Genomic DNA, 23,734 nt, shown 5'->3' with positions numbered 1-23,734 from the left:
GGCAGCTTCGAGGCGAGTGCCGAACGCTTTTTGCGTGGGCGCTGAGAGTTAAGGTTAGGCGGACGTGCCGGGATCAATCGATCGCGAGGTTTCTCGCACCGTCTTTGAGCGCAAAAACAGAGCCGCCTTGCGGCGGCTCTGCGGTGCAGAATGAAATTCGCGAGGTGCGCTTAGGCGATCGCCAGCGCAGGCTTGGCCGTGCGGCGATAAGCCATGAAGCCGAGACCGGCAAAACCGGCGATCATCATAATCCAGGTCGAGGGCTCGGGAACGGGAGTTGTCAGGAACTCCACCTCGCTGAGCATGATCCAGGGTTCCTTACCCGAGTTGGGCGCCAGCTCCCCGGTTTGGCCGAGTGCAGCTTCCTGACGGAAACCGCTGCTGTAAATACCGGAGTCCGGATCGCAGAAGGTCACGCAATTGGCCGTGTTGTACGGGTCTGCGGGATTATAACCCTTCACGTGATCGTTGTAATAATTGATGCCGTCCTGCTGGAGCGAGCCGCGATAAAGCGTCAAACCAAATTGCAGATTGGACGAGATAGAGCCGAACCCGGTGAGGGTGATCATGGCCGTGTTGTCATTGATAGACGTCAACGAATACATCACGCCGACCGGAACACCGTTGATGGTCAGTTGAACGCTGGCCGGTGCCGCAACAAGGCCATTGGCATCACCGAGAAGCGGATTGTAAGCGGCCACATAGAGCGAAATCGAGCTCACACTCTGCCCCGAGGTGAGATTAAACAGGATAGTCGGATCCTGGTATTTCCAACCGACATACTGGGAGGGGCCGGAATAATAAGCATTCGAAACGTTACCCGTGCCGCTGCTCACGGCCGAGTAACCCAGCGTCGCGACGACGCCGTCCGTCAGCTTTCCGGTTCCGCCGCTAAGCGGCGCATCCTTCGGTGCTGCATTGTTTGGAACGAGCTGGTTAGATCCGTTCTGGCTCGCATTCGCAGTAGGCGAGCCTTGGCCCGTCTGCGTATAGGTCCAGTCGAAATAATTCTGGGCACCGGTCGGCACGGTAAATTGGGTAGCGCCATTACCGTTGTTCATCTCGTAACTGGTGACAGTGACCAGTCCGGCTGATGCAGCCGTAGAGCCCAGCAAGGTTGTTGAGAGGGCAATGAGCAAACGAGACCGCAGCGACATATTAAATTCCTCAAGAGGTGAACAAATAAAATCGAACACCATCGTTTATTGTTACCAAACTATTACCACGGGCATTACGCGGTGCAAGCCGCATCTTCTGCGCCAACGTTTATCGTTAACAGCCTGAACGCGCAGGTTGTTGCAAAAAGATCACCCGCAGGCGCACATCAGGCGGATTTAAGCCCCATTCGGTAAACGTAGATCTATTCGGATTGGCTTACTCCGTGCCCGGATGTGTCTTTTTAGCAAGGGCGGAGGTTCAATACCCAAAAGGCCATGATAACCACCCGGTAACGTTGATCGACCTTTAATCGAAGCCTCCTTAATTAATTTTCATTTAAATTTGATTCCCAGATTCTTTGACTGGGTCAAAACGATTGCCCGGCGACAGGGCTAGTTCGGCCGCCGGCTGTCCGAGCGCTGCTTTGTGAGATTACCGGGCTGGTTTGCCGGCAGGGCCGGATCGGGCACCCTTGTGAACTCGTTGGTCACGCCATCCGGGGACGGGCCGCGAAAAAGGAAAAAGCCCCGGTCGGTGACGACAATGTCCCCCTTCTGAAGCAGACCGTCGTTCATGGCCATGTCCAAGGCGATCCGCTCGGCCTCAGCGGCAGACGGCGGCGGTCGCCTGATGCGACCGCTCTCTGCATACACCGCAGAACTCAACATCAAGGCGGCCGAGACGACGAAGGCTTTCCACATGGCTTTCCGACACACAGAAGCGCACGGCCATCTGTATAACAAAAAAGCCGCCTCCGGCGGCTTTTCCAATCGTGGCCGAACGCTCAGAAACTCGCTCGGACCTTGGCCATTCCCGAGCATATCGTGGCTGCGAACCTGTTTTCTGAGCCCGCTCTCGGTTCGATGTCCGGCCTGCTATCAGCCCCGTCCGATTGACCGCGCAATGCCGTTTCGAGCTGTCGCCAGTCGCTTTCCTTGATCTCGGTCGATTCATTCAGCGCCGCAAGCAGCGCGCTCGTCAGCCTGTCTGGCATGGGTCCCATCCTCTCCTGCCATCCGGCAGCCACCCGGCGGTCACAGGCCCGAAGAAAAGCGGCGACGCGACCTACCCCAAGGCGCCTATCGCTCCGACGCTATTCCGTGATGGGAACCCGACCGCACGGCGATTCGCAAGCCGGCTAGTCGGCTTGGCCGTACCTTTTCCAACTGGATGCCGAATAGTGCCCGTAGGCGGCACAGGTCCGGGGGACCCGCCTTGCTCGGGACCTGTCTTGCAAGGAACGGAATGTGGTCAGGCTTGGTGCGCACCACGCGGAAGGCAGATATCCGGGGAGCCAGCTATGCCCCCAAAAGCCATCCCACGCCGGCAAATATCGCCCACAGCCAGCCAACCATGGCTACCCCGATTGCCGCCAGGTAGAGTGGCGGAGCTAACCCCTGACGTATCTTCTTCACTGTGAACTTCGCATAGCTTCCGCCTCGGACAAGCGCTCACGAAGGCGTCGTAGTTCCAGATACCGTTCCGCAATGCTGACAGGCGGGAGCTTTTTCAAAGCCTTCTTCGGCTTCTTTGATTTCGGCAGAACATCCACGGTCGTACGGCTGTGCGCTTTCATGGGTACCCCCTGCTCCTGCCTGAAAACCTCAAGCAACCGATGTGCCAGTCAAACTTGGGTGATGCGACCGGAACCCCAGACTAATCTTTGTCGGCGCGTATTTATTGGAGTTCAATAACGCTTGCGTGACCCGTTTGGGAAAGTCGCGGAAAAAACCGCGGGCCTGTTGCTAATTTGGCGTTGATCGGTCGGTCCGTATCCATTGGGACGCGGTGCCGCCTAACAACATCCGACCGTATAACCGAATTTTTTTCAATGCAAAAGTGCCAAGCGATAATGCTTCATGCGCAGGAAAAACCTGACGTCCGAATTTAATCCAAGCCAGAAGAACGCATAAAATAAATCCAACGAGATTGCCGCCTGCGATCAGGACGGGCAGCCACGGCCCTCCAAGCAGTGCAACCGACGAGGTCACGGCCATCGTCCCGGCGACCAGCAACGCAAGCAGGGAGAGCGGCGGCACCAGGAGGTCGAGCGCCAGCACAAGGACGTTTACGTCGCCGCGCGTTAAACCGGCCGCGAGAAGTCGCGGAACGAATTTTCCGATGGTGGCGAGATGGCCCTGCACCCAGCGCTGACGCTGACTCTCGGTGCCCTTGGCGCTTGTCGGAAATGTGCTGGTAACTTTCACGAACGGAAAGAAATACGGAGCCCTGCCTGTTTCCGCCAGATCGAGCCCCAGCTTCAAGTCCTCGACCAGGTGACCACTCGCCAGCGGCGCGGAGCTGATCGCATTCCACGGAAACATCATTCCCGTCCCCATCAGCTGAACGGGACAATGAAGGTTTCTTAGTCCAAGAGGACGGATCCAGTTTCTAAGGATCCAGGCGAACTCGGCGAAGCTGTGATTGATGGGCGAATTTTCAGCGCTGCGCATCATGAACAGCGCTTGTACCGGCCGCTGAACCCCGTGACTGACTCGCTTCAGCCCTTCGATCAGATCGGCCTGGAGCCGGCAGTCGGCATCGACAAAGAGAACAAAATCGGGCGGATCCTGACGAAGATGGGTTATGCCCCACCCCATCGCGAATCCCTTGCCAATTCTTTGGGGATCGTTGCGGACAATGACCTCGGCGCCCGATGCGGCCGCAACCTCCGCGGTGTCATCGGTGCAGTTGTCGGCAACGACGATAAGGCGATCCCCGGCGCCGAGCTGCGACTTGATATCTTGCAGCGTTGGAACAAGTCCCAAGCTCTCGTTGTGGGCGGGAACAACGACCGCAACGCGCTTCTTAATATTTAATTCCTGGACTTCGAAAGGCTTCAGCCTTGACGCCTTGAGAGCCGCAATGACTTCAACCAGCAGGACAGCCACGGGAACACTGAGCAATCCAGCCATGGCGGCCAAGATCAACATTTCACAAATACCGATCTCGAAACGTTCGACTTAACGTTTTTTGCAAAAAAGTGAGTATGGAAGTCAGGTATAAATATCCTGTTTTCTTCTCGATTACTACTATATTTCCCAAATAGATAAATAGGACGCGGGGCCCGTATTTTATCGGGCCAACTTTCGGATAAGTCAGGCAGAGCACCCTTTATGAAGATCGCCTATCTGGTTAACCATTATCCGGCGATCAGCCACAGTTTCATTCGGCGCGAAATACTGGCGCTCGAACGGCTGGGCCACGAGGTCCTGAGAATATCGGTGCGGGGCTGGGCCGATGCGCAACGCGGCGCCGAAGATCAGCTCGAACAGGCGCGCACGCGTTACGTCCTGCGCGGCGGTGCAGGTCCGCTGCTGGTTTCATTCCTGCGCATCCTGGCAACCAATCCCGTCGGCCTGTTTCGCGCGATCGTCCTGACGTTGAAGGTCGGTGTGCGGGCGGAACGCCCTCTCCCCGTTCATCTGGTTTATCTGTTCGAAGCGTGTCAGGTGGCCCTGTGGCTGCGCAGCGAAAAGGCGCAGCACCTGCACGTTCATTTCGGAACCAATTCTGCCGAAGTAGCGATGCTGGTCCGCGAACTGGGAGGCCCGCCGTGGAGCTTTACCGCCCACGGCCCCGAAGAATTCGACAAGCCGAAATTCATCGCGCTTCCCGAGAAAATCCGGCGGGCCCGCTTCGTCGTCGCGGTCAGTTCATTCGGGCGGAGCCAGCTCTTTCGCAACGTCCCGCATTCTTATTGGCCCAAGATAAAGGTGATCCATTGCGGGCTTGAACCGGCCTTCTATCAAACCAATGCCACCACGGCGGCGGGCGGTGAACGGCGATTGGTTTGCGTGGGCCGCCTGTGTGAACAGAAGGGGCAGTTGCTCCTGATCGAAGCGGCGCGACTGCTGGCTGAGCGCGGGACCAAGTTCGAACTGGTGCTCGCCGGCGATGGCGAAATGCGCGCCGAGATCGAGGCGCTCACCGTAAAATACAAGCTGACGGATACTGTGCGGACAACAGGCTGGATCAGCAGCGACGAGGTTCGCTCCGAAATTCGCGCAGCGCGGGCACTGGTGTTGCCGAGCTTCGCCGAAGGCCTGCCGGTCGTCATCATGGAAGCCATGGCGTTGCGCAGACCGGTCATCACAACGTTCGTCGCCGGCATTCCCGAGCTTATTCAGCATGGCGAGCACGGCTGGCTGGTTCCTGCCGGCGACCTGGAGAGTTTGGCCGCGGCCATGGAGGAGTGCCTGGGCACAGCCCCGGAGGCGATCACGCAAATGGGAGAACGTGCCCGTCAACGGGTCCTGCAACGCCATGATGTGGACAAGGAAGCGGCTAAGCTGGTCCAACTGATTGAAGCCTAGACTGGGCCGTTGGACCGACAATTGTCGGTGGCCCCGGGCGCGCAATGCCTCATGCTTCCGAGAAGTAAAATGAGGACACTGTTTTCCATGCTGGCGGTTGTGACTGTCATTGGCGCGATGCATCCGGCCGTCGGTCAGGTCAACATGCAGTACAGCGGCCGATATGGCGGACAGTACGGTGGCCAGTATGGCGGGCAATTTAGCGGGCAATACAGCGGACAATATTATGGGCGGGGGAGCAGCGACCAGACCGCTTCGCCAAACGCGCTGGACAGAAAGCTCGATATTCTTGGCTATTCGGTCAATTCCGGCTCGTGCGGGCAACTCTACTATCCGTCGCCCGGAACGGATTATGTGCTCCATGACCGCCAGGGACGGCGCTGCTATTAGAACAACGTGCTGACGCCTCTTGTGCATTCATCGCGTTTGGCAGACAGCAAAAGACCTTCCGCAGGCGGTCTTGGCGTCAGCAGATCCGGACCGGTTCAGGCCGTCGCAGGGCCATTCGGCGCCGGCGATAGGCCAGCACACCGATGCCGGCAAAGCCCAAAAGCATCATCGCCCAGGTCGAAGCTTCAGGTACGGCCGGGGCGACCTGCGTGGCATCGAAGTTGACCGACGAGAAATTCCCCTTCGCGTCGACCAAAAGCAGCGTCACAGCGCTTGCCAGCTCCGCCGTTCCAAAAAAGAAATTGCTCGAGCTCTCGCCCGGACCAATGGTCAGAGAACTGACGTGGAAAACCGGACGCCCCCTCGAAAATGTCCAATACCCTGGGGCGGTCAGATAGTCGAAGCCGGTCTTGGGATAACCAAGCACGGGTGTCTTTCCGGCGGCCCAGCCGGACTCCGTCGTCCAGTCGTTGACGCTCGAGGCGAGCGGGTTCGTGACCGAAAATCCGTAGATATATTCGGAAATGGCATTGTTGACGACGGTGTAATAGCCGGTGTTGCCTGGACCGGCGGTCTCGATGACTGCAAAATCAGCACTCGAAACAACAATCGCCTTTGCCGGATTCAGCGAGCTGAAACCAATCAACAATCCGACCGCAAGCACCCAAGCCGCGAGCGTGCTCGCTCTTAGCGAAAGCATTTAAAATCCCCGTTTCGTCGTCCTCGCGCCCGGACTCAATTTCGCTCAGGCGAGAATTCGCATTACGTAGATTGGGTCACACTGGACTGCGTCAACATCAGCGGGTCATAATCCCTGATTTTGTCGCAGCGTAGCTCGCGTTATGATCGTGCCCTGTCGATCAGCTGCGCTGACGCACGGCGCGTGGGCAGTCGGGCGCCAAAAAGACTGATCCCAGCGAAGCCAAGCAGCAGCATGACCCAGGTAGCCGGCTCCGGAATGGGGGATACCGCTGCGTCAAAATTCAGCGCATTGAGATTTAACACGGGGTCTGACGAGGTGAGCAAAATCGTCTTGAACGGCGTGTCGTCGGTTACGCCGAAAAAGCTCTTGAGATCGTAAGCATGTCCCGCGCTGGGCAGCGTCAGCGTTTCGCCATTGGAAAGTGTAAACGTAACGTCAGATCCGAAGAACGTATCGAAGTTCAACGCGAATGCCTTTACCGGCGCGGCAAGCGTGATCAGAATATTTGCGACGCCAACACTTTGTTGCTGCGAGGACAAAACCGGAAAAAAACCGTTGGACCCGCTGAACGTCGGTCCAATGTTGTAGAAACTTCCGTTGCCCAAGGCGGCATTCGTCGCAAACACTACACCGCCATAGCTGACGGAGGCCGTACCGCTTCCAAAATCGTCATATCCCTCAGAACCTGTCGGATCGGAAATTGCAAGAGAGGTGTAGCCAGGTACGGCTGCGCCCCACAAGGAGAAATCTGCGTAAGTAATCAGGCCGGCGTTCGCATTGACCGTGCCTGAAAACAGCAACAGCACTGCCCCCAGGGCAGCTGGGTTCATCTTCATAAATAATTCCCGAGATTTTGTGTGAAAACGAACGCGGCACTGATTCGTGTCCGAATATTAGCGGAAACGCGCGATCACCGAAAAGGAATTAAATTTTAATAGGGTGGGCAGGCATTTATTCGAGCCCAACTTGGGTGCCTGCGAGTGTCGGGCAACGATATGGCCTGCCACGGACTGGTCCGCCTGGCGCGCATCTCCACGGCCGGCGATGGCCAGTCCTACATTTCGCGGCCGAATACTTCCAGGTACTCGGAGGCGCCGCCAGGCCGGTCATCCTCAAATACGCCGATGACCAACCGCCCCGTCTTCCAGGCCAGCCCGTCCAGATTGGTCTTGTGCTTGCCTGCAATAGGTGCGCGCGCATCGGCATGGTGACCGTGCACCACATGGCGATGCCCATGCCCGACATCGGCGCCGCCGGGATAACGCTTCCAGAGCAACGTTTCCTCGTTCTGCTGGCCGAGCGGAGCTTTCGGATCAACTGCTGCATGAACGAATATTCGGTGCCGGTCGACATGCATCAGCGGGAGATTGACGATCCAGTCCAAATGATCGGCCGGGATCGCGCGCAGATCGGGCAGCGTTGGGCCTTGGCCATACGATGCCAGTGTCTCCCCTCCCCCGTTCTTGATCCACCAGTCGAGCTCGGCCCTGTTCGCACAGACCGCGCACATCATGGCTTCGTGGTTGCCCTTCAGATTGACGACCTTGGATCCCTCCGGCCTCCAGTTCATGAGACGCTCGATGACCTGTCTGCTCTGCGGCCCACGATCGACGTAATCGCCCAGGGTTATGACCGTGGAAGCCATCCCCACCGCATGCCGGGCGACCGCGTCAATGGCGCGATCCAGTAGATCCAGTCGGCCATGAAGGTCGGGTATGGCGTACGTTCGGCTCACGGCAACCTTCGTCAAGAACCGGTCTTGAAGTAAAACAAGCTTAGCAAGCCCGCCGCGAACGAGCCACCTCGTAGAAGGCGCATGCAAGCGCAAGGCGCCTCAACGAACGATTTCACGAGACGTAGCGAAGATGCTCGAAGCTATGCGGGCGTCGCCGATGCAGCGCGGTTGCGGACACGGCGCACGAGCGCAAAACAAAGCCCCAGAAAGGCATCGAACACGAACAGCAGAATGACCGCGACGACGAAAAGGCCGATGCCGGTGAGGTCGTGCAGAATTCCCTCGAGCATGTCGGGTCCCAGGTAATAGGCGATCAGGACCAACGCGAAAACGCGAAAGAAATTTGCAATGATGGTGATGGGTATGATCGCCGCGAGAAGGAACAGGCTGCGAATTTTCTCCTGCCAGCGAAACGCATAGGCGTAAAAAACGCCGATCGCGGACAATGCAAAAATCGAATTCATTCCGGAGCAGGCATCCTTCACCAGGAGCTGATAGGTTCCGATCATGATCATGACGCCGTTCTGGGCGACCGGAAAACCCGTCGCATAGAGCACGTTGGTGACGACGTTCGAAATAAAGACCTTCAGCGGAACCGTGGCGGCGTCAACCAGCCAGTCGGGCATCGGCACCGCAAAGATCAAGAAGCCGATCGGAAACGCGAGCACCCGTAGCGCCGGCCATCCCGCCGAAATCAGGACGCACCCGACGATCACGGGGATCAGGGAAAAGGTTTCGAAGGTGACCAGCCCCTGCTGGATTCGGGCCAGATAGAGGAGGACGAGGCCGCCGAGGAGAGCAGCCCACCCCGTGACGGGAGCCGGAGAAATTTCAACGGCCCTCAACTTCTCGCGCGATTGCCAGACCAGCCAGAGCGAGGCCGCAATGATGAGCGGACCATGACCCTCCTGCTCCGTCTGCCAAGGCCCATCAATCAAACCGAGAATGGTCTGAGCATAGGCAGCGATCACAGAGACGCCGAGCAGCGCCGGCCACAGAAAAGGGTCAAGAAAACCTGCCTTCGCCGATGGCATTACTTGCGAATATGTCATTCCAATACCAACAGGTTGCAAAAATTAGTCTACTGATAGCATTAAAAGGAACAAGCAGCTCATCTCCGGACTATCAAAACCGCGTAACCGGCGCCAGCAAGAACCAAGATCAGCGCAAGATAGAACGAGCCGGCATTTCCGACCTGGTTAGCGACGGCGAATACGATGCCGGCCAACATGAAGTGCAGCAACGTTCGATTGTCTCGCTCAGTGAACTGGAAGAACGCGATCACCAGCGCCACGAAACAGGTAACGGTCAACACATCAAAAAACGTTGTCATTTCACGTCGATATCGCCTTGAGGAACATTTTTTTGCGGCGGCGTGATTACATCCCGCGGTCAGTTCTTCTTGCCATCTCCCGGCTGCATGATCTTTGCGTACTCACCTTCATATTTCGCTTCGAGGTTCGCAGAGTAGGCCGCAATCCCCAGTTCGGCCTTGACCGCGTCCGCGCGCATCAATTGCCGCGCCAGATTGGCCGCGGCTTCTCCTTCGAGCGGGCGCGGCTCCTCACCCTTGACCTTGAAGAACATGCCGTTCTGGCCGGCGCGTACGAAGAACACATCGTCCACCTTCTTGGCCTCGATCAACCCGTAAAACTCCGGTGGCAGATCGCCGCTGTTCAGCGCGCCCATTTGTCGGCCGTGGGGGATGCCGGCTGCGGTAAGCCTCTGGTCGATTTCATCGAGCGATTTGACATCCTTGTTCGCTTCGATGAACGACTGAGTGGTCGGCCCTAATGGAAATGCGATCTGTTCAACGCTGAGCAGTTTTCTGCCGGCGAATTTCGCCGGGTTATTGGCGATGTACTTGTCGACATCTGCCTTGCCCGGGGCCTTGGCCGCCGCTGTTCGCTGCAGATACGCGTTCTCGAGGATCTGCTCGCGTGATCTCAGCAGGTCCAGCAGCACGCCCGGCTCGCGATCGAGCTTCGCCGCCGTGGCCTGGCGGAGCAGATATTTGCGCACGACCAGGTCACCCAAGACGCGTTTGACGGCCTCGGGATCCTTCTGCTTGTCGGGGGTTACGTTCGCCCAGCGGAACTCGGTCTCGAGATCCTGGACGGTTACGACTTCCTCACCGACACGCGCAACGACCTGCCCTTTGGAAGCCGCGGGCTGATCGCTTTTCTTGCCGCACCCGGCCAAGGCGACCGCGCTACAGGCAAGCAAGACGGCAAGCCGGGCGATCTTGATGGACATACCCTTCATCCAGGAACTCCGTGCATCCAAGTAGGCCGAGAAGCATATACACAACGGGCTGGCCGTGCCCTAATCTGGGTATGAGTAAACAGCCCGTTGCCCGGGGTCGAGCCAATAACGCTTTTTCACTGCGGTTTCCGTTATTTATGTTAATTTCGTTAAGAGGGCCGATTATCTCTTTCTTTTGACCGCAAATAAGCGCGTTGGAGTATATCCTCGTCCAGAACGGCTGATCCAATTAACTCTTGAAGATTTTTGCGTGGCCCCAATGAAATACCCTCGAATTCAGATCATATTGGCATGTATCGCAATCGTGGGCTGCGCCGTGCTGGCGACCGTGCTGGCGCCCCGCGAATTGATGGCCCGTACATCGGCCTCTCCCAGCCTTGAAACCGTCATCCCCCGTCAGTTTGGAACCTGGACGCTAGTTCCGGAAATCAGCCCGATCCGCCCGGCGGATCCGGACGCGTACGTTCAACCGGATCCACTTGCAGGAAAGATCTACAGCCAGGAAGTTGGTCGAGCCTACAAGGACGGGCACGGCAACATCGTCATGCTGATGGTCGCGTACGGTCCGGTGCAGAACTATCGGCTGAAGTCCCACCGCCCGGAGATTTGCTATACTGCCAATGGCTTCCGGATTTCGGAAAAAGCAGATGCCGCGATCAGCTATCGCAACGGCGCGCAACCCATCAAGATGACTCGATTGATTGCGGCAAGGGAGTCGCGGTTCGAACCGGTGACTTACTGGCTGCGTATCGGTAATGACATCGCCAATGGCGTCGTCGATCATCAGTTGAGCCGGTTGAAGTATGGCCTGCGCGGGATCATTCCCGATGGCGCCCTGATCAGGGTCTCCACGGTCGGTCTGCCGAAGGATGTATCATTCAAGCTGCAGGAACAATTTATCCGCGATCTGCTTGCCGCCATTCCGCCGCAGGAACTCAAATTCTTTACCGGCGCGAGCTGAAGATTGCTAACAAACGAGCGTGCAAACCCGGCAGGTCATTTTGGCGTTCGCTCGATCCACCGCGAAGTTGCTGTGCGCACCATTTCTTCAGGGCGCACTTCTTCTGGCGGTCCTCTGGCAGCCAGCATGCGCGCAAGGCGCTGACGATACGTTGCTGCCGTATGCGGTGAACATTCATCAGACGCCGATGCAGAGCTGGGGACCGGGCTCCGGCATCTATCTCGGAAAAGGCGTGTTCATCACGGCGGCGCATGTCGCAGGCCGGGGCTGGCTGACGCGGCCCAAGGTCGCGATCGCCGGATCGGAATATCCGACACGTGTCGTCAAGGAAGGTAGTTTCGAGGGAACGGATCTGACGCTGCTATCGGTCGAGGAAGCGCTTCTTCCGGCGCGCTTGCGACTTCGGCGAAACTCGATCTGCACTGATCCGCCCAGACCGGGACAAGAGGTTGTGACCATTGTGCCGGGATCGGCCGTGCGTTCCCACATCCTGGCGCCCGATCGGCTGCCGGTCGGAAGCCGCAGCAGGTTCGGCACGGTGATCGCCGATGTGGCTCGTACCGGCAATTCCGGATCAGGGGTGTTCGACGTCAAACGCAAATGCCTGCTCGGCATAATGAGCCGAAAAATATCGCAGTCACAAACGCGCGCCGACACCGGAAAATCGGAAACCCGCGATATCGCCAAATACTTCGTTCCGGCCGCGGAAATTGCAGCGTTCCTGCCGGCAGATCTGCGCTTGTAGATAGTTGCTAGTAGTAACCGTAGTAGGATCCGACGGTCTCGGTCACCTTGTTGACGACGACACGGACAACCGGACTGCGCTGCAGGTGCTTCTGACATTCCTTGATATCGGAAAGGGATGTGCTCCCGACGCCGGCGACGAGCAAAGTCGCGTCCATTCGGGGCAGAATTGAAATCACATCGTCGCCAAGCAGCATCGGCGGAAGATCGAAGATGACGATGCGCGACCGGAAGTCTCGCTTGATGGTCTGGAGCAGCGCTCCCATCGTCTGGGAGGCCATCCATTCCGAAGAGTTCGATGAGACCGATCCCGGCAGCACCAGCATGCCATTCGGACCGATGCTTGCCTGCAGGACCGCCGACGAAAGTGGCGCGCGTCCCTCAAGCACGCTGAGAACACCACCATTGCCGCCGATGCCGAGATATTTTCCGACCGCAGGCCGGCGCAAATCAAGATCGACCAGCAGCACCGACCGCTCCGGCAGGCGCGAAATACTCAGCGCAAGATTGCAGGCCGTTACCGATTTTCCGCATCCGGCGGTCGGCGAAGTCACGGCCAGAAACTGCCAGCTCTTTTTGTCCATCTCCTGCAGCACCTGCGTGCGCAGCATGTCGAAGTAGCGGCCGTTCTGACCGGAAGTGCCGTAGGCCACTATTCGATTGGCTTCGAGATGATCGGCGCTGAGGCGCACTTCCTTGAACGGCGATTCGGCGGAGCGTTGCGACGGTCCTCCGGCAGCGAGGGGGGATCCGCCCAACGCCGTAGGACGGTGTACCGTCTCCGCAGCTCGCGCGAGTTCGACAGCCTGCTTTATTGAATCCACTGCGTGACTCCGCGAATTTATCGAAACAGCCCGACCCTGGCCTTGGCAATCATCAGGTCCAGCGGTGGAAGGAACAGGTAGGCAACGACCAACAGTCCGATCACGACCAGCACGAACGCTCCCAGAAAAACAAGTATCCGTCGCCGCCTCGCACGCAATTCGGCTGCCGTGGTGATGTAGGGAATTGAAACGATCAACTGGCCATCGATAACAGACAGAAGATCATTGCTTCTACGGATTCCCTTGTCCAGGAGTTCGACCAGGACCGTCAGCCCTGCTCCGCCGAAAAACGCGGCCGCGAAAGCCATGGCAAGGACTTTCAGCCGATTGGGCTTGACCGGCTCTTGCGGAACCGTGGGCTGCTCGATGATTTCGAGCTTCTCGGACTGCTGGTCCTTTTCGAGATTTTCGCCGAGCCGTGCGGCCGCCAGTTTTGCCGAGGCGGCATCGAGGTTCTTTTGCAAACTCTCTTGCTGGGCGACCATCACCTCGAGACTGGCAGCCGTTGCCGCGTCATTGGTGGGCGCCGGCGCGGCGGCCACCTTTTCCAGGGCTTCGATCTGCTTCTTCAGGGACTGGATCGCCGGGTGCCGTTCTGAATACAGCGCGCCCTTCTGGATGAGATCGGACTTGAGCTGCGTAAGGGTCGCCGTCGGCTGATCGGAGCCACCGGACGACGCCGGTTTGCCCTGCGTGATCCGCAACTGAGCGATCTTGGCATCGAGCGCCGTGTTCTCTGCCTGAAGTCTCTGCACCTCGCGCGCCAGGAATTTCGTCGTGTCCGTGGCGCGGCTGGTCCGATCCCGCAAATCCTCGTTCAGGATCCGCGTCATCAACTCATTGGCGACCTGCGCGGCCACCGCAGCATTGCCGTATTCGAATCCGACCGAGAAAACGATCGTGGGATTTTCCATCGCGGCGCGCGTCCGCTGCTTGAAGTCCAGTTGAAGGTCAACCGGCGCGATTTTCGTGTTCTTCTTGACCTCCGCGACGAGCTCGGTCGGCGACATCAGCGTACGCTTGTCCGGGAACAGTTTGAATTTGTCGGCGATCGCGATGAGATTGTCTCGCGTCATCGTCCGCTGCTGAATGACCTGAATACGTTCCTGGGCAGCGCTGGTAACCGTGGGCCGGACCAATTCGGATGGGATCTGCTGCGATTGAACAAGGATCCGTCCTTCGGAGAGATAGGTAGGCGGCCATAGCAAAGCTGCCGCGGCGCCCGCGGCCGAGATCGTGACGAACGGCAGTACGAAATAGGCCCAGCGCCGCTTGAACAGTTCCCAATAGAACGCGGGCCGCAACAGATGGCTACGGTCCTCTTGCAGCGGCTGGAAATCGTCCTCAAATTCAACTTTTTGCAGCATATATCGTCCGAGCGTCTGTTTGCGGGCCAGCTAGGGTTAATAGTACCGCGAAATGGTCAGTGGGCGCGTCGCTCCGAACCGCAATACTAGCATCGATCTTGCAGGGATTTAATGAATAGTTGCTCAGCGCCAAGAGTTTCAAATTTCAATCTTAATGATGGTTCCACCTGCCGCCGCTTTGGCAAATTTACGTAGATCAGAGAAATGGGTTGAGGGAGGCAGGTAAACCACCGAAGTACGCTATAAGGGTCTGTGGCCGGGCTAAGGAAGTTCAATGTACGAGGCATTTTATCAGCTCCGGGAGAAGCCTTTTTCAATTCTCCCCGACCCCGACCTGATTTATTGGGGCAAGATGCATTCAATGGCGTTCACGATGCTGGAGTTCGGCGTCATGAACAACGCTGGCTTCACCGTCATTACAGGCGAAATAGGTTCCGGCAAGACAACTCTGGTCCGGCATTTGCTCAAGAAGGTCAGCCCGGCGATCACCATCGGCCTGATCTCGAATTCGCCGCAGGGCCGGCAGGAATTGCTGCAATGGATCCTGATGTCGCTCGGCCAATCGTTCGACGGAGATTATCCAAATCTTTTCAAGAAGTTGCAGGATTATCTGTATGGTCAATTCGCGAATGGAAGAAGGACCATATTGATCATCGATGAGGCGCAGAATCTCGAGCCAGAGGCGCTCGAACATTTGCGCATGATCTCCAATATTAACGCCGACAAGTTTCAGATTTTGCAGCTGATTCTGGTCGGCCAGCCCCAGCTGCGCGACCTGCTCCTGGCGCCGAAGCTGCATCAGTTCGCGCAGCGGATTTCTTCCGACTTCCACCTCCGCCCCCTCGATGACCGGGAGGTGGCCAATTATATCGCGTTCCGGCTCCAGGCAGTCGGTGCCCGCCGCCCCCTCTTTACCCAGGAAGCCTGTTCGCTGATCGCGTCCGCGAGCGGGGGGATACCCCGCATGATTAATGTCTTGTGCGACACGGCGCTGGTTTATGGCTTTGCCAACGACCAACGGGTAATTTCAGACAATATTGTTCGGGATGTTATTGCCGATAAGCAACAGTACAGCATTTTTCCGGTAAAAAAGTTCTCCCGGGTTCCCTAAGTCCTTGTATTCTATTAGCTTCCCCCACGGCTAAATAATGGCTGCGTGTTTGGGAAAAAATCCCCACACGTGGGCCTAAATATCTTTGTTTGCGGGCTTTTTGCCGACGTTTTAGGGGGTATGACATGCGAATCTTGCTGGCACTGCTGTGTGTTGCCTTCCTGACCCCTGGGGCGGCAAAAGCGCAGACCCTGAAATCAGGCGACAGCCTGAGCATCACGGTCCTGCAAGACCCGAAGCTCGACCGGACGGTGGTCGTCGACCCCTCCGGTGAAATCGCATTTCCCCTCGCCGGCCACGTCCGGGCACGCGGGCTCACGCCATTGGCGCTCGAAAACATTCTCAAGAATAAACTGAAGAACAACTACAAGGACGAGAGTCTCGACGTTACGGTCGCCGTCCTGAACGCCCCCAAGGATATCCCCGAGGACGACCTGAAGCCGAAGATTTTCATCACCGGCGAGATCATCAAGCCAGGCTCATATGTCGTCAGACAGAAAACGACCCTGATGCAGGCTATCGCCCTTGCTGGCGGCATTGGACCTTTTGCTGCGAAGAATCGCATCCAGGTAAGGCGCAAGGGCCCCGGCGGCGACGAAACAATTTTCATGTTCAACTACCGCGCTTACGAAGCCGGTAACGACCTTGAAGGTAACATCACCTTGCGGGCCGGCGACGTCATCATGGTTCCGGAACGACGCTTGTTTGAGTGAGGCTTGACGATCGGCGGGGGCAAGAAGCAACGTGAAAAGAGCTGCCATAGCAGTCTCGGTGTGCTTTGGCATGGCGCCGTCCGTGGCATTTGCGTTCGACTGGTCGATAAAGGCCAGCGAGAGCGAAACCGTCGAACTGAACAGCAACCAGTTCTTGCGTAATTCGCCCGCAGGGTCGGTGGGTTCCTACACCACGCTCAACGCTGACGCAGAGGCGCGCACGCCGACATCCAAGTTCAAATTCACTGGCGACGGTACCTACAAGAAATATTGGGGTCCGGGCGCTGCTGGAACCGCGTCGGAATTCCTGAATTATGGATTCGGGGCCCGCTACGAGGTTCGGGAAAAGACGAACTTTGACCGGGAGTATGTCGAGGCGAACTGGAGACAGCAAAGTACCGCTCTCGCGATCCTGAACGATCTCGGCGTTTCCACGCCGGCTTCAGGCTTCATCGATCGGCTTACGGCAACCGGTGGAATCGACCGTTCGATCACCGCAATTGACACAGTGTCTCTGTTCGCCACGTCCACTCGCACGAGTTACGAACCGTCCAGTGGGGGCCTGCCATTTACGGATACACTTGCGCGCGGCAACTGGCGGCGCTCGCTAAGTTCGGTCACGGCGATCAACCTGTCCTCCGAATACGAACTGCTCGAATATGGCAACGCATTCAACACCCAGGTCCAGATTTTTCGTGAGCAGGCCGGGTTCGACGCCACTCTGTCGGCGCTGCTTTCCTTTCGCGCCAATGCCGGCGTTGCCTATCTGGTAACCGATCGGGGGCTTTCGAGTTCAGCATTCGGGGGCACGACGTCGGCCACACCCATATCGAGCACACAGCTCGACTGGATCGGTGACGCTGTTCTCACCTATCGCATGCTGAAGAGCACAACCTTGTCCGTCATCGCCAGCCAGTCGGTCGGACCGAGCATTGTCGGCTCTCTGTTCAAGCGGGATTCGATCACGGCATCGCTGAGCCACAGCATCAATTCACGCTCCACCCTCGCGCTTTCAGCGAGCGGCAACCGGCAGATCGCGACCACGACGACGGATTACGCCTCGGCGTCGGCGACCTACAGCTACAATCTGACCCGGGAATGGGCGACGTCGCTCACCTATAGATACCTGCATCGGTTCGCGAGCACCGGCGCCACCATTTTCGATCCGGTTACCGGCACGCCAACCGTCTCCGGCACGGGGCCTGCGGACTCCCACAGCCTGATGTTCGTCGTGACCCACAACTGGACTGTGCTGCCGTCGGGCAACTAGAGCGTGACGACCTTTCCTTGGATTGTCATCCCGCTCTCATCTCTTTGAGATGCGCATGATCGCCTGGAAAACGCTTCGCGTTTGTCCCGAGTTTGTCCCGAGGCGAAACCACTATCCACTTTTCCGCATCATGCCCTAGCCCGGCGCTCATTTCATCGCGGCACGGATGCTGTTCTTGAGCGGTGTCCCGTCCGGCTCCAGTGAAAATGCGGTCTTGAACCGCTCGGCCGCCTTTTCGGTTTGCCCCGCAGCCGCATAGCTCACGCCGAGGTGATAGTGGACCGCCGGAAGGTTCGATATCGCCGCCACAGCCGCCTCGAGCGTGACGATTGCTCCCTTGACATCGCCGCGCTTGTACTGGGCCCATCCCCACGTATCCTGAAACTGCGGCACGTTGGAGCTCCTAAGCTTTTCCGACAGCTCAAATGCACGTTCGAGACTTGGCTTGTCGCTCCGATTGTCCAGCAGCAGGCTGACGAGATTGTTGATCGCAACCAGGGAATTCGGCTGGTCCTGCAGAATCGCTTCGTACTGAGATATTGCCGCGTCGTTATTCCCCCGCTGGATCTGCAATCCCGCCAGGGCGAGACGGAAAGCTACATTGCCGGGCAACTCCGCAAGGCCAGCCTTGAGCACCTTGTCAGCCGCATCATAGTCCTTGCTTTGAATGTAGAGCTCGGTCAGCGCAGTATATCCCGCCGGCTCTTTCGGTTGCTGCTCGACTGCCTTCTTGAAGCTTTGCAGCGCCTCATCGTTCTTCTTTTCCGCCAGTTTGGCCTGCCCCAGAAACACGAGCAGTTGCGCATTGGCCGGGAACTTGTTGCTCATCGCCTGCAGCAGCGCTGCAGCCTTGTCTGGCTTGCCCTGTTTCACATAGGCCGAGGCAAGGGCAAGCGCCGGCTGTGGTGCGTCCGGCGCCGCCTTGTTTGCTGCCTCCAGCGCTGCGATGCTTTCCTCAATCTTGTTCTGGCCCGCGAGCGCTGCCGCACGGATCTGTTCGGCAACCACCCGTCCCTCATCGACACGTCCGATGGCGTCCGCGATCGCCAAGGCTCCCGACCAGTTCTGCCGGCTCAATCTGACCTGCGCGAGCGACGACCAGATCTGGAGATTGCCGGAATTGCGATTGGCAGCTTCCATTAAAATCTCCTCGGCACGGGCCGCGTCGCCCTTGCGCTGCAGGAACGCGACGTATCGGAGGACAACATCGGGATTGGAGTTGGATGATTTCAGCGCGTCGGCATACTGACGATCGGCCAACTCGGCCTTCCCGCTGCGTTCATACGCCACGGCCATCAGCGACAGCAGCTCAACCGATTTCGGCTGATCGTTGAGCGCCTCGCGCAAATCGGAAATGGCGCTGTCGAACTGGCCCTTGTCTATGCTCAGGGCCGCCCGCAGCCGGAGCGCGCCCGAGTTTCGGCGATCCTTCGAGAGGATATCGGCGATCAAGGGCTCGGCAGCCGCCTTGTCGTTCTTGGCAATATAGACCTCAGCAAGCTTGACCTGGGCGGCGAGCTTCTTGTCGGGTGTAACTGCCGTGCTGGTCAGCTTCTGCAAAGCCTGCACGGCGTCGTCCGCCCGGTTCTGCCCAAGATTCAGTTCGGCCAGCGCGACCTGATAATCGAAGTCATCGCCGCCTGCCTTGATCCGCGCTTCCAACTCCGCTCTGGCGGCATCCGCGCCCTTCGTGGCAGCCAAGAAGCGGACAAGGTCGAGCCCGATCTTGCTATCGGTCGGGTTGGCTTCGGCCCTCACCCGGAACTCCTTCTCGGCCTCGACGAACTTTCGCTGCGCGATGAGAAACTGCAGAAGCTGAGCCTGATATGCAGCCTCTTTGGGATTCTGCGCGATCAGCTTGCGCAACAACTCTTCCGCCTTTGCCAGATCCTTCTTGCGTGCGTACGTGTCGATCTTCTGCAGTGTAATGCGCGTTTCGTCCTTGTCCGCAGGAACAGAATCCAGAAGCTTCAGTGCGCCGTCCAGATCGCCATCTGCGACCTTTTTCGACGCAAGCAACGAGATCGCATCAACGTTTGCCGGGTCGACCTCATAGGCGCGCTGGGCTTCGCGGATCGCGCCGGCATTGTCGTTGGTGCGAAGGAGAATGATCGCTCTGAGGGCGTGGAGTTCCGCATTCGGCTTGTCGCCCTCGTTTGCGGCATCGACGACCCGAAGCGCGGCCTCGGCGGCCCCGCCACCCACCATAATACGCGCAAGCCTCAATCTCGCGTTCAGATCGTTCGGATCCAGTTCGACGATACGGCGCAGATCCAGGAAGAGCGAACTCGCCTTTGTGCGTTCGTCGATGCCTGCGAGCGCCCGCCAGACTTCGACCTTGTCGCTCTTGTACTTGACGGCTTTCAGGAGTTCCTTCCGCGCCTCGAGGTCGTCCTTCTTTTCGATGAGAGCCATTCCGCTCTCATAGTAACCTTGCGCGCGTTCTTCCGGCGATCCGCAGCCCGCTACGAATGTCACGAGCAGGAGCGCAAGTCCGCGGCGAACGTGAAAAATCTGTCCAACTGGCTGCTTCATCTCTGATCCTGAATGAGTGTCACACGGCCGAACCCGGCCGGACAATCGTCTGTTTGCCTGCGCTATCACACTTCCTGTGACAGGAGGAATTCGAATCTGTTCAAGCGGAATATTCGTCGCAGGCCGGCGGACGCACCCGTAAACAGCAGTTTCTGTCCTCGGCTAGCCAATTGTTTTCGGACCATCAGGAAAAGCCCCAAGAACCGTGCGTCGACGTACTGCGTATTCGAAACGTCGACGACCATTCGTTTGCCGCTGTCGAGCGCGTCCCGAAGCTGTTCGATCGCGCCGTCGACATGTGCGGCCACCGCGGCCCCGGATAGGGAAATAGTCACAGAACCGTAATCTTCGCGCTTTGTGATCGACAGCTCGTTCAAGTCTCGCAGGCGCCGCACACTACACATCAAGGGCAGCACGCTGGTGACCAGCATCGCGAGCAGGGCCTTCCCGTCGTTCCAGTAACGCCGCCAAAGATACGGCTCTTCTTTGATGCGCCAGAGCCACTCGAACCCGGTGCTGCGAAGCATCGGCGGCGCCCGCCGGACAGTTCCGGCCTCGAAATTGATGGTAGCCCCGAACTGGGCCCGAACGGGCGGACGCAGCCGCCAGTGGTTGTGCAGCAGCCAGGCCTGGGCCTTCTCCGCGCCGAAAAATACCGCAATTAAATCTGCGTTGCTGACATTTATTTCATCGATTATTTTCGGCGAGCTCATCTCCTCAATCGTGCCAAAACCCGGGTTGAGCACGCCGACGCATTCCAGCCCGCCCCTCTCGGCGTTCAGTCTGGCGCCGACCGCGGCCGCCAGCCCCTCGGCTCCGCCTAGCAGGAAGACCCGGAGACACCGGCCAGTCCCATTGGAGGATTTGAGCCGGCCGAACAGGTCGCTGCCGGCAATTCTCTCATGGATCGGAATACGCAGCAGCTTGGCAAGCCAGATCAGCGGCATGCCGTCCGCAAGACACAGGTCGCTCAGCAGCATGGGCTCGCGGAACATGCCGTTGATCTGGCTCTTGACGAGGAAATTGACGTTGGGCGTCGAAATCAGAAATGGCGAGCCGGCATTCGTCGCGAGATCCATTGCGCGCAGCAGCGAGGGGAAATCGAGCGCGTCAACGGGAATGCCGAGGAGGCCATATACTTTGCGGGAAAGGTCGTCCGGAGAGGCGCATGCCGATCGCGGCTCGCCAGATCGCTCGGCAAAGTCGGACGAGGCCGGCGGGGCGCGCAATGTCTTCAACATAAAAGCTCCACGAAACTACAATTTCGCCCGGCGCACCCGCGGGGCCTTCATATGATTAACGAATAGTAAGCGATCTACTACGAAATACCTGCCTAGTGAAATCGATTTAATATACGTGATTAATAGCGCGTCTCTGAATGAAATGCCAATTCCAAAGGGATAGCTCGGGCGCGCTCCCGGAGATCGCGGGCCGCTGGTGGATCAACCGCCAATGGAGATGGTTGCGCGCATTGAGAACCTGGCGCTTCCCATGAGCTGGGCCGTCCGCTATTGGATTTAATTCCAGGGCAGGTGCACACAGGTGGATCAGGCTACCAAACAGATCAGCGCCGATATTCCCGACTGGACCCGGGAACGTCCCCAGCAGTTCTGGGATCCCGGCCGCAAGCTGCTGCTGACGGTTCGGCGCTACCAGTTCTGGCGGGCGCGCGGCGGCCTTTTCGGTACGCTGTGCTGCAAGTTCATCGCACTGCGCCATCGCTTCTGGAGCGTGGTGACGGGAGCCGAGATACCGCTCACCTGCCAGATCGGCGGCGGGCTGCTGGTCCCCCATCCCAACGGCATCGTCATTCACCCGGACGCCAAAATCGGCGTGAACTGCCTGATTTCCACCAGGTCACGCTTGGCAGCCGTGGCCGCGGCGGGGTTCCCGAAATTGCCGGCCATGTCGACATCGGGGCCGGCGCCAAGATCCTTGGGCCGGTCAAGATCGGCGCGCATGCGCGGATCGGGGCGAACGCGGTGGTGATTGCCGACGTCGAGCCATACGGATTGGCGACGGGCTATCCGGGGGAAATTCACCACACTGCGCAATAGTGCCTTCGCTCCGCCCCGTTCGTGATACCCCTCGTCGATCTGCCGCGCCATTGAGGCCGCTCGGCAAATGAAAATTGCAGTTGCTGTCACGTTTTGAGATCGAATTTGATGAAGTTTACGGGCGTCCCCAGGCCGCCGCGGAATTAAGATGTTAAGAGATTCCACTTTGCAGACGAGCGAGAACATTAACCACAAAGCCGGCGCGGAGCCTGCAAGGTTCGGCGTTGTCGTCATCGGCCGCAATGAGGGCCAGCGGCTTGTCACCTGCCTGCGCTCGGTGTCCGCGGCTAAGGCGGTGGTTTACGTCGATTCCAACTCGACCGACGGATCGGTGCAGGCGGCGCGCGAGCTGGGCGCCGAGGTCGTCGAGCTCGATCTCAGCATTCCCTTCACCGCGGCGCGCGCGCGCAACGCCGGCTTCGCCCGCCTGCTCGCGATCCTACCCAATGCGGCTTATGTCCAGTTCGTGGACGGCGACTGCGAGCTGGCCGCCACCTGGCCAGAAGCCGCGGTCGCCTTTCTCGCTTCCAACAGCGATGGCGCCGCCGTATGCGGCCGGCTGCGCGAGCGATATCCGCAGCGAAGTGTCTACAACTGGCTTTGCGACAAGGAGTGGGACCGCCCCACGGGCGAGGTCCGCGCCTTCGCCGGCAACGTGATGATGCGCGCCGCGGCGCTGAAGAGTGTGGGCGGCTATAGTGAGGACGTGATTGCCGGCGAGGAAGAGGAGCTTTCGGTGCGGCTTCGCCAAGCGAACTGGCGGCTTTGGCGGCTACGAGACGAGATGGCGCTACACGATGCAGCGATGCTGCATTTCAAACAGTGGTGGAAAAGGACGTGCCGCGCTGGATACGCCTTTGCACACGGCAGTCACCTGCACGGTGCCCCACCCGAGCAACACCTTGTGCGCGAGGCACGCCGTGCGGCCGTTTGGGGACTCGTCCTCCCCTTGGCTTGCATCATTGCAACGATTGGGTTTCCAAGTTTTGGATGGATCGCCTGGCTCGTCTACCCAATGCAATTGGTGCGACTGACCATCAACAACTCAGGGGCTGCTTCAGACCGTGCACGCCTCGCTTGCTTTCAGCTTCTGGCACGTTTCCCGGAGGGACTTGGCCTGGCGATGTTCTGGCGCGACCGCCTGTTGCATCGGCGCCCTCAGCTCATCGAACACAAAGAGATTCCAGCGAGCCGAATGCATGACCGATGATCCAGCATCCGACGCGCGAGCATAGGCGCGGCGCATCCCATTCAGATCGACTCGGCAGTTGAGTTCACAATAAGGAGGAGCGCTTGATGGCTAGTACGATCTTTGAGGCTTTCAGTCGCGTTGAGATAATTCACTTGCGGGAACGCCGAGACAGATACGAAGCTCTGCGCAAAGAATTGGGACGATTCGGCTTCCCGATTGAGCGGGCCCATATTCCGGACGCGCCAAAGCCGGAGCATGCCAACGGGTTTCCGTCGCGAGGCGTTTATGGAAATCTCCTTAGTCATCTTGATATCATTCGCAGGGCGGAAGCCGACCGATTGGAATCAGTCTTGATCCTGGAAGATGACGCAATTTTTAGAACCGCAATCGGCT

22 protein-coding genes and 1 pseudogene are annotated in these 23,734 nt (G+C 58.4%); 8 read left to right on the top strand and 15 right to left on the bottom strand.

All coding sequences use genetic code 11. The features are described 5' to 3' along the window. Positions 1–170 precede the first annotated feature (170 nt). The 3 genes from V1293_RS33455 to V1293_RS33445 all read right to left on the bottom strand — a co-directional run bounded on the left by V1293_RS33455 (position 171) and on the right by V1293_RS33445 (position 4,091). Positions 171–1,199 carry a PEP-CTERM sorting domain-containing protein gene (locus V1293_RS33455; RefSeq protein WP_334515754.1) on the bottom strand — a complete coding sequence of 343 codons (1,029 nt, stop codon included), beginning with the start codon at positions 1,197–1,199 and terminating at the stop codon, positions 171–173. A 351-nt stretch (positions 1,200–1,550) separates the two neighbouring features. Further along, complete coding sequence (locus tag V1293_RS33450) at positions 1,551–1,859, bottom strand: hypothetical protein (RefSeq protein ID WP_334515752.1); 309 nt, start codon at positions 1,857–1,859, stop codon at positions 1,551–1,553. A 1,044-nt stretch (positions 1,860–2,903) separates the two neighbouring features. Next, positions 2,904–4,091, bottom strand: coding sequence for a glycosyltransferase family 2 protein (locus V1293_RS33445; RefSeq protein ID WP_334515749.1), 1,188 nt, complete (start codon positions 4,089–4,091; stop codon positions 2,904–2,906). 183 nt (positions 4,092–4,274) lie between these two features. Between V1293_RS33445 and V1293_RS33440 the strand changes: the two genes are divergently transcribed. Continuing rightward, a complete protein-coding gene (locus tag V1293_RS33440) occupies positions 4,275–5,474 on the top strand; it encodes a glycosyltransferase (protein WP_334515747.1) in 1,200 nt (399 codons plus the stop codon). A 69-nt stretch (positions 5,475–5,543) separates the two neighbouring features. Then, positions 5,544–5,864, top strand: a complete 321-nt coding sequence (locus V1293_RS33435) for a hypothetical protein (protein WP_334515745.1) — start codon at positions 5,544–5,546, stop codon at positions 5,862–5,864. A 76-nt stretch (positions 5,865–5,940) separates the two neighbouring features. On the opposite strand, the pseudogene V1293_RS36290 reads toward V1293_RS33435, so the two are convergent. From V1293_RS36290 to V1293_RS33405, 6 genes and pseudogenes are all read right to left on the bottom strand, one after another. Then, positions 5,941–6,066: pseudogene (locus V1293_RS36290) on the bottom strand (PEPxxWA-CTERM sorting domain-containing protein); the annotation flags it as partial. Between the two features lie 638 nt (positions 6,067–6,704). Next, positions 6,705–7,403: a PEP-CTERM sorting domain-containing protein gene (locus tag V1293_RS33425; protein WP_334515740.1), complete on the bottom strand. Its 699-nt coding sequence runs from the start codon at positions 7,401–7,403 to the stop codon at positions 6,705–6,707. Between the two features lie 218 nt (positions 7,404–7,621). After that, positions 7,622–8,317: a metallophosphoesterase gene (locus V1293_RS33420; protein WP_334515738.1), complete on the bottom strand. Its 696-nt coding sequence runs from the start codon at positions 8,315–8,317 to the stop codon at positions 7,622–7,624. A 125-nt stretch (positions 8,318–8,442) separates the two neighbouring features. Next, positions 8,443–9,354: an exosortase V gene (xrtV, locus tag V1293_RS33415; RefSeq protein WP_334515737.1), complete on the bottom strand. Its 912-nt coding sequence runs from the start codon at positions 9,352–9,354 to the stop codon at positions 8,443–8,445. A 59-nt stretch (positions 9,355–9,413) separates the two neighbouring features. After that, a complete protein-coding gene (locus tag V1293_RS33410) occupies positions 9,414–9,635 on the bottom strand; it encodes an XrtV sorting system accessory protein (protein ID WP_334515735.1) in 222 nt (73 codons plus the stop codon). 59 nt (positions 9,636–9,694) lie between these two features. Further along, on the bottom strand, positions 9,695–10,558 hold the full coding sequence (locus tag V1293_RS33405) for a hypothetical protein (RefSeq protein ID WP_334515733.1): 864 nt from the start codon (positions 10,556–10,558) through the stop codon (positions 9,695–9,697). A 268-nt stretch (positions 10,559–10,826) separates the two neighbouring features. Here V1293_RS33405 and epsI point away from each other — a divergent pair, with 268 nt between their 5' ends. Together epsI and V1293_RS33395 are read left to right on the top strand one after the other, a co-directional pair. Further along, the gene (epsI, locus tag V1293_RS33400; RefSeq protein WP_334515730.1) at positions 10,827–11,528 is read left to right on the top strand and encodes an exosortase-associated protein EpsI, V-type; all 702 of its coding nucleotides are present in this window, start codon (positions 10,827–10,829) and stop codon (positions 11,526–11,528) included. Between the two features lie 166 nt (positions 11,529–11,694). After that, the gene (locus V1293_RS33395; RefSeq protein WP_334515728.1) at positions 11,695–12,273 is read left to right on the top strand and encodes a trypsin-like peptidase domain-containing protein; all 579 of its coding nucleotides are present in this window, start codon (positions 11,695–11,697) and stop codon (positions 12,271–12,273) included. Positions 12,274–12,280: 7 nt separating this feature from the next. Here V1293_RS33395 and V1293_RS33390 read toward each other — a convergent pair whose 3' ends face one another. Both V1293_RS33390 and V1293_RS33385 read right to left on the bottom strand, forming a co-directional pair. Next, complete coding sequence (locus tag V1293_RS33390) at positions 12,281–13,096, bottom strand: CpsD/CapB family tyrosine-protein kinase (protein ID WP_334515725.1); 816 nt, start codon at positions 13,094–13,096, stop codon at positions 12,281–12,283. A gap of 17 nt (positions 13,097–13,113) precedes the next feature. Next, complete coding sequence (locus V1293_RS33385; protein WP_334515723.1) at positions 13,114–14,463, bottom strand: sugar transporter; 1,350 nt, start codon at positions 14,461–14,463, stop codon at positions 13,114–13,116. 274 nt (positions 14,464–14,737) lie between these two features. Between V1293_RS33385 and V1293_RS33380 the strand changes: the two genes are divergently transcribed. The 3 genes from V1293_RS33380 to V1293_RS33370 all read left to right on the top strand — a co-directional run bounded on the left by V1293_RS33380 (position 14,738) and on the right by V1293_RS33370 (position 17,557). Next, positions 14,738–15,574, top strand: coding sequence for an ExeA family protein (locus tag V1293_RS33380; protein ID WP_334515720.1), 837 nt, complete (start codon positions 14,738–14,740; stop codon positions 15,572–15,574). A 125-nt stretch (positions 15,575–15,699) separates the two neighbouring features. Further along, complete coding sequence (locus V1293_RS33375) at positions 15,700–16,287, top strand: polysaccharide biosynthesis/export family protein (protein WP_334515719.1); 588 nt, start codon at positions 15,700–15,702, stop codon at positions 16,285–16,287. A gap of 82 nt (positions 16,288–16,369) precedes the next feature. Then, positions 16,370–17,557 carry a hypothetical protein gene (locus V1293_RS33370; RefSeq protein WP_334515717.1) on the top strand — a complete coding sequence of 396 codons (1,188 nt, stop codon included), beginning with the start codon at positions 16,370–16,372 and terminating at the stop codon, positions 17,555–17,557. Positions 17,558–17,704: 147 nt separating this feature from the next. Here the strand turns inward: V1293_RS33370 and V1293_RS33365 are convergent, their stop codons facing one another. The 4 genes from V1293_RS33365 to V1293_RS33350 form a co-directional block, all read right to left on the bottom strand. Beyond that, positions 17,705–19,972 (bottom strand): tetratricopeptide repeat protein, encoded by a 2,268-nt coding sequence (locus V1293_RS33365; protein ID WP_334515714.1) that lies wholly within the window; start codon positions 19,970–19,972, stop codon positions 17,705–17,707. Between the two features lie 185 nt (positions 19,973–20,157). Continuing rightward, positions 20,158–21,333 carry a WecB/TagA/CpsF family glycosyltransferase gene (locus V1293_RS33360; RefSeq protein ID WP_334515712.1) on the bottom strand — a complete coding sequence of 392 codons (1,176 nt, stop codon included), beginning with the start codon at positions 21,331–21,333 and terminating at the stop codon, positions 20,158–20,160. Positions 21,334–21,439: 106 nt separating this feature from the next. Continuing rightward, positions 21,440–21,907 (bottom strand): hypothetical protein, encoded by a 468-nt coding sequence (locus V1293_RS33355; RefSeq protein ID WP_334515711.1) that lies wholly within the window; start codon positions 21,905–21,907, stop codon positions 21,440–21,442. Beyond that, positions 21,904–22,200: a hypothetical protein gene (locus tag V1293_RS33350; protein ID WP_334515709.1), complete on the bottom strand. Its 297-nt coding sequence runs from the start codon at positions 22,198–22,200 to the stop codon at positions 21,904–21,906. The genes V1293_RS33355 and V1293_RS33350 overlap by 4 nt, the downstream gene beginning before the upstream one ends. A 97-nt stretch (positions 22,201–22,297) precedes the next feature. Here V1293_RS33350 and V1293_RS33345 point away from each other — a divergent pair, with 97 nt between their 5' ends. Next, positions 22,298–23,359: a glycosyltransferase gene (locus V1293_RS33345; protein ID WP_334515707.1), complete on the top strand. Its 1,062-nt coding sequence runs from the start codon at positions 22,298–22,300 to the stop codon at positions 23,357–23,359. Positions 23,360–23,734 lie beyond the last annotated feature (375 nt).

Origin of the sequence: Bradyrhizobium sp. AZCC 1693 (assembly GCF_036924745.1) — a bacterium.
Taxonomy (GTDB): Bacteria; Pseudomonadota; Alphaproteobacteria; order Rhizobiales; family Xanthobacteraceae; genus Bradyrhizobium.
This window is presented reverse-complemented; position numbering and strand designations above follow the sequence as displayed.

What these genes read in the sequence shown, in the direction of transcription:
- V1293_RS33455 (WP_334515754.1), bottom strand. Translation starts at nt 1,199, where the DNA reads ATGGTGTTCGATTTTATTTGTTCACCTCTTGAGGAATTTAATATGTCG.
- V1293_RS33450 (WP_334515752.1), bottom strand. Translation starts at nt 1,859, where the DNA reads ATGTGGAAAGCCTTCGTCGTCTCGGCCGCCTTGATGTTGAGTTCTGCG.
- V1293_RS33445 (WP_334515749.1), bottom strand. Translation starts at nt 4,091, where the DNA reads ATGTTGATCTTGGCCGCCATGGCTGGATTGCTCAGTGTTCCCGTGGCT.
- V1293_RS33440 (WP_334515747.1), top strand. Translation starts at nt 4,275, where the DNA reads ATGAAGATCGCCTATCTGGTTAACCATTATCCGGCGATCAGCCACAGT.
- V1293_RS33435 (WP_334515745.1), top strand. Translation starts at nt 5,544, where the DNA reads ATGAGGACACTGTTTTCCATGCTGGCGGTTGTGACTGTCATTGGCGCG.
- V1293_RS33425 (WP_334515740.1), bottom strand. Translation starts at nt 7,403, where the DNA reads ATGAAGATGAACCCAGCTGCCCTGGGGGCAGTGCTGTTGCTGTTTTCA.
- xrtV (WP_334515737.1), bottom strand. Translation starts at nt 9,354, where the DNA reads ATGACATATTCGCAAGTAATGCCATCGGCGAAGGCAGGTTTTCTTGAC.
- V1293_RS33410 (WP_334515735.1), bottom strand. Translation starts at nt 9,635, where the DNA reads ATGACAACGTTTTTTGATGTGTTGACCGTTACCTGTTTCGTGGCGCTG.
- V1293_RS33405 (WP_334515733.1), bottom strand. Translation starts at nt 10,558, where the DNA reads ATGTCCATCAAGATCGCCCGGCTTGCCGTCTTGCTTGCCTGTAGCGCG.
- epsI (WP_334515730.1), top strand. Translation starts at nt 10,827, where the DNA reads ATGAAATACCCTCGAATTCAGATCATATTGGCATGTATCGCAATCGTG.
- V1293_RS33385 (WP_334515723.1), bottom strand. Translation starts at nt 14,463, where the DNA reads ATGCTGCAAAAAGTTGAATTTGAGGACGATTTCCAGCCGCTGCAAGAG.
- V1293_RS33380 (WP_334515720.1), top strand. Translation starts at nt 14,738, where the DNA reads ATGTACGAGGCATTTTATCAGCTCCGGGAGAAGCCTTTTTCAATTCTC.
- V1293_RS33375 (WP_334515719.1), top strand. Translation starts at nt 15,700, where the DNA reads ATGCGAATCTTGCTGGCACTGCTGTGTGTTGCCTTCCTGACCCCTGGG.
- V1293_RS33365 (WP_334515714.1), bottom strand. Translation starts at nt 19,972, where the DNA reads ATGGCTCTCATCGAAAAGAAGGACGACCTCGAGGCGCGGAAGGAACTC.
- V1293_RS33360 (WP_334515712.1), bottom strand. Translation starts at nt 21,333, where the DNA reads ATGTTGAAGACATTGCGCGCCCCGCCGGCCTCGTCCGACTTTGCCGAG.
- V1293_RS33350 (WP_334515709.1), bottom strand. Translation starts at nt 22,200, where the DNA reads ATGGCGCGGCAGATCGACGAGGGGTATCACGAACGGGGCGGAGCGAAG.
- V1293_RS33345 (WP_334515707.1), top strand. Translation starts at nt 22,298, where the DNA reads ATGTTAAGAGATTCCACTTTGCAGACGAGCGAGAACATTAACCACAAA.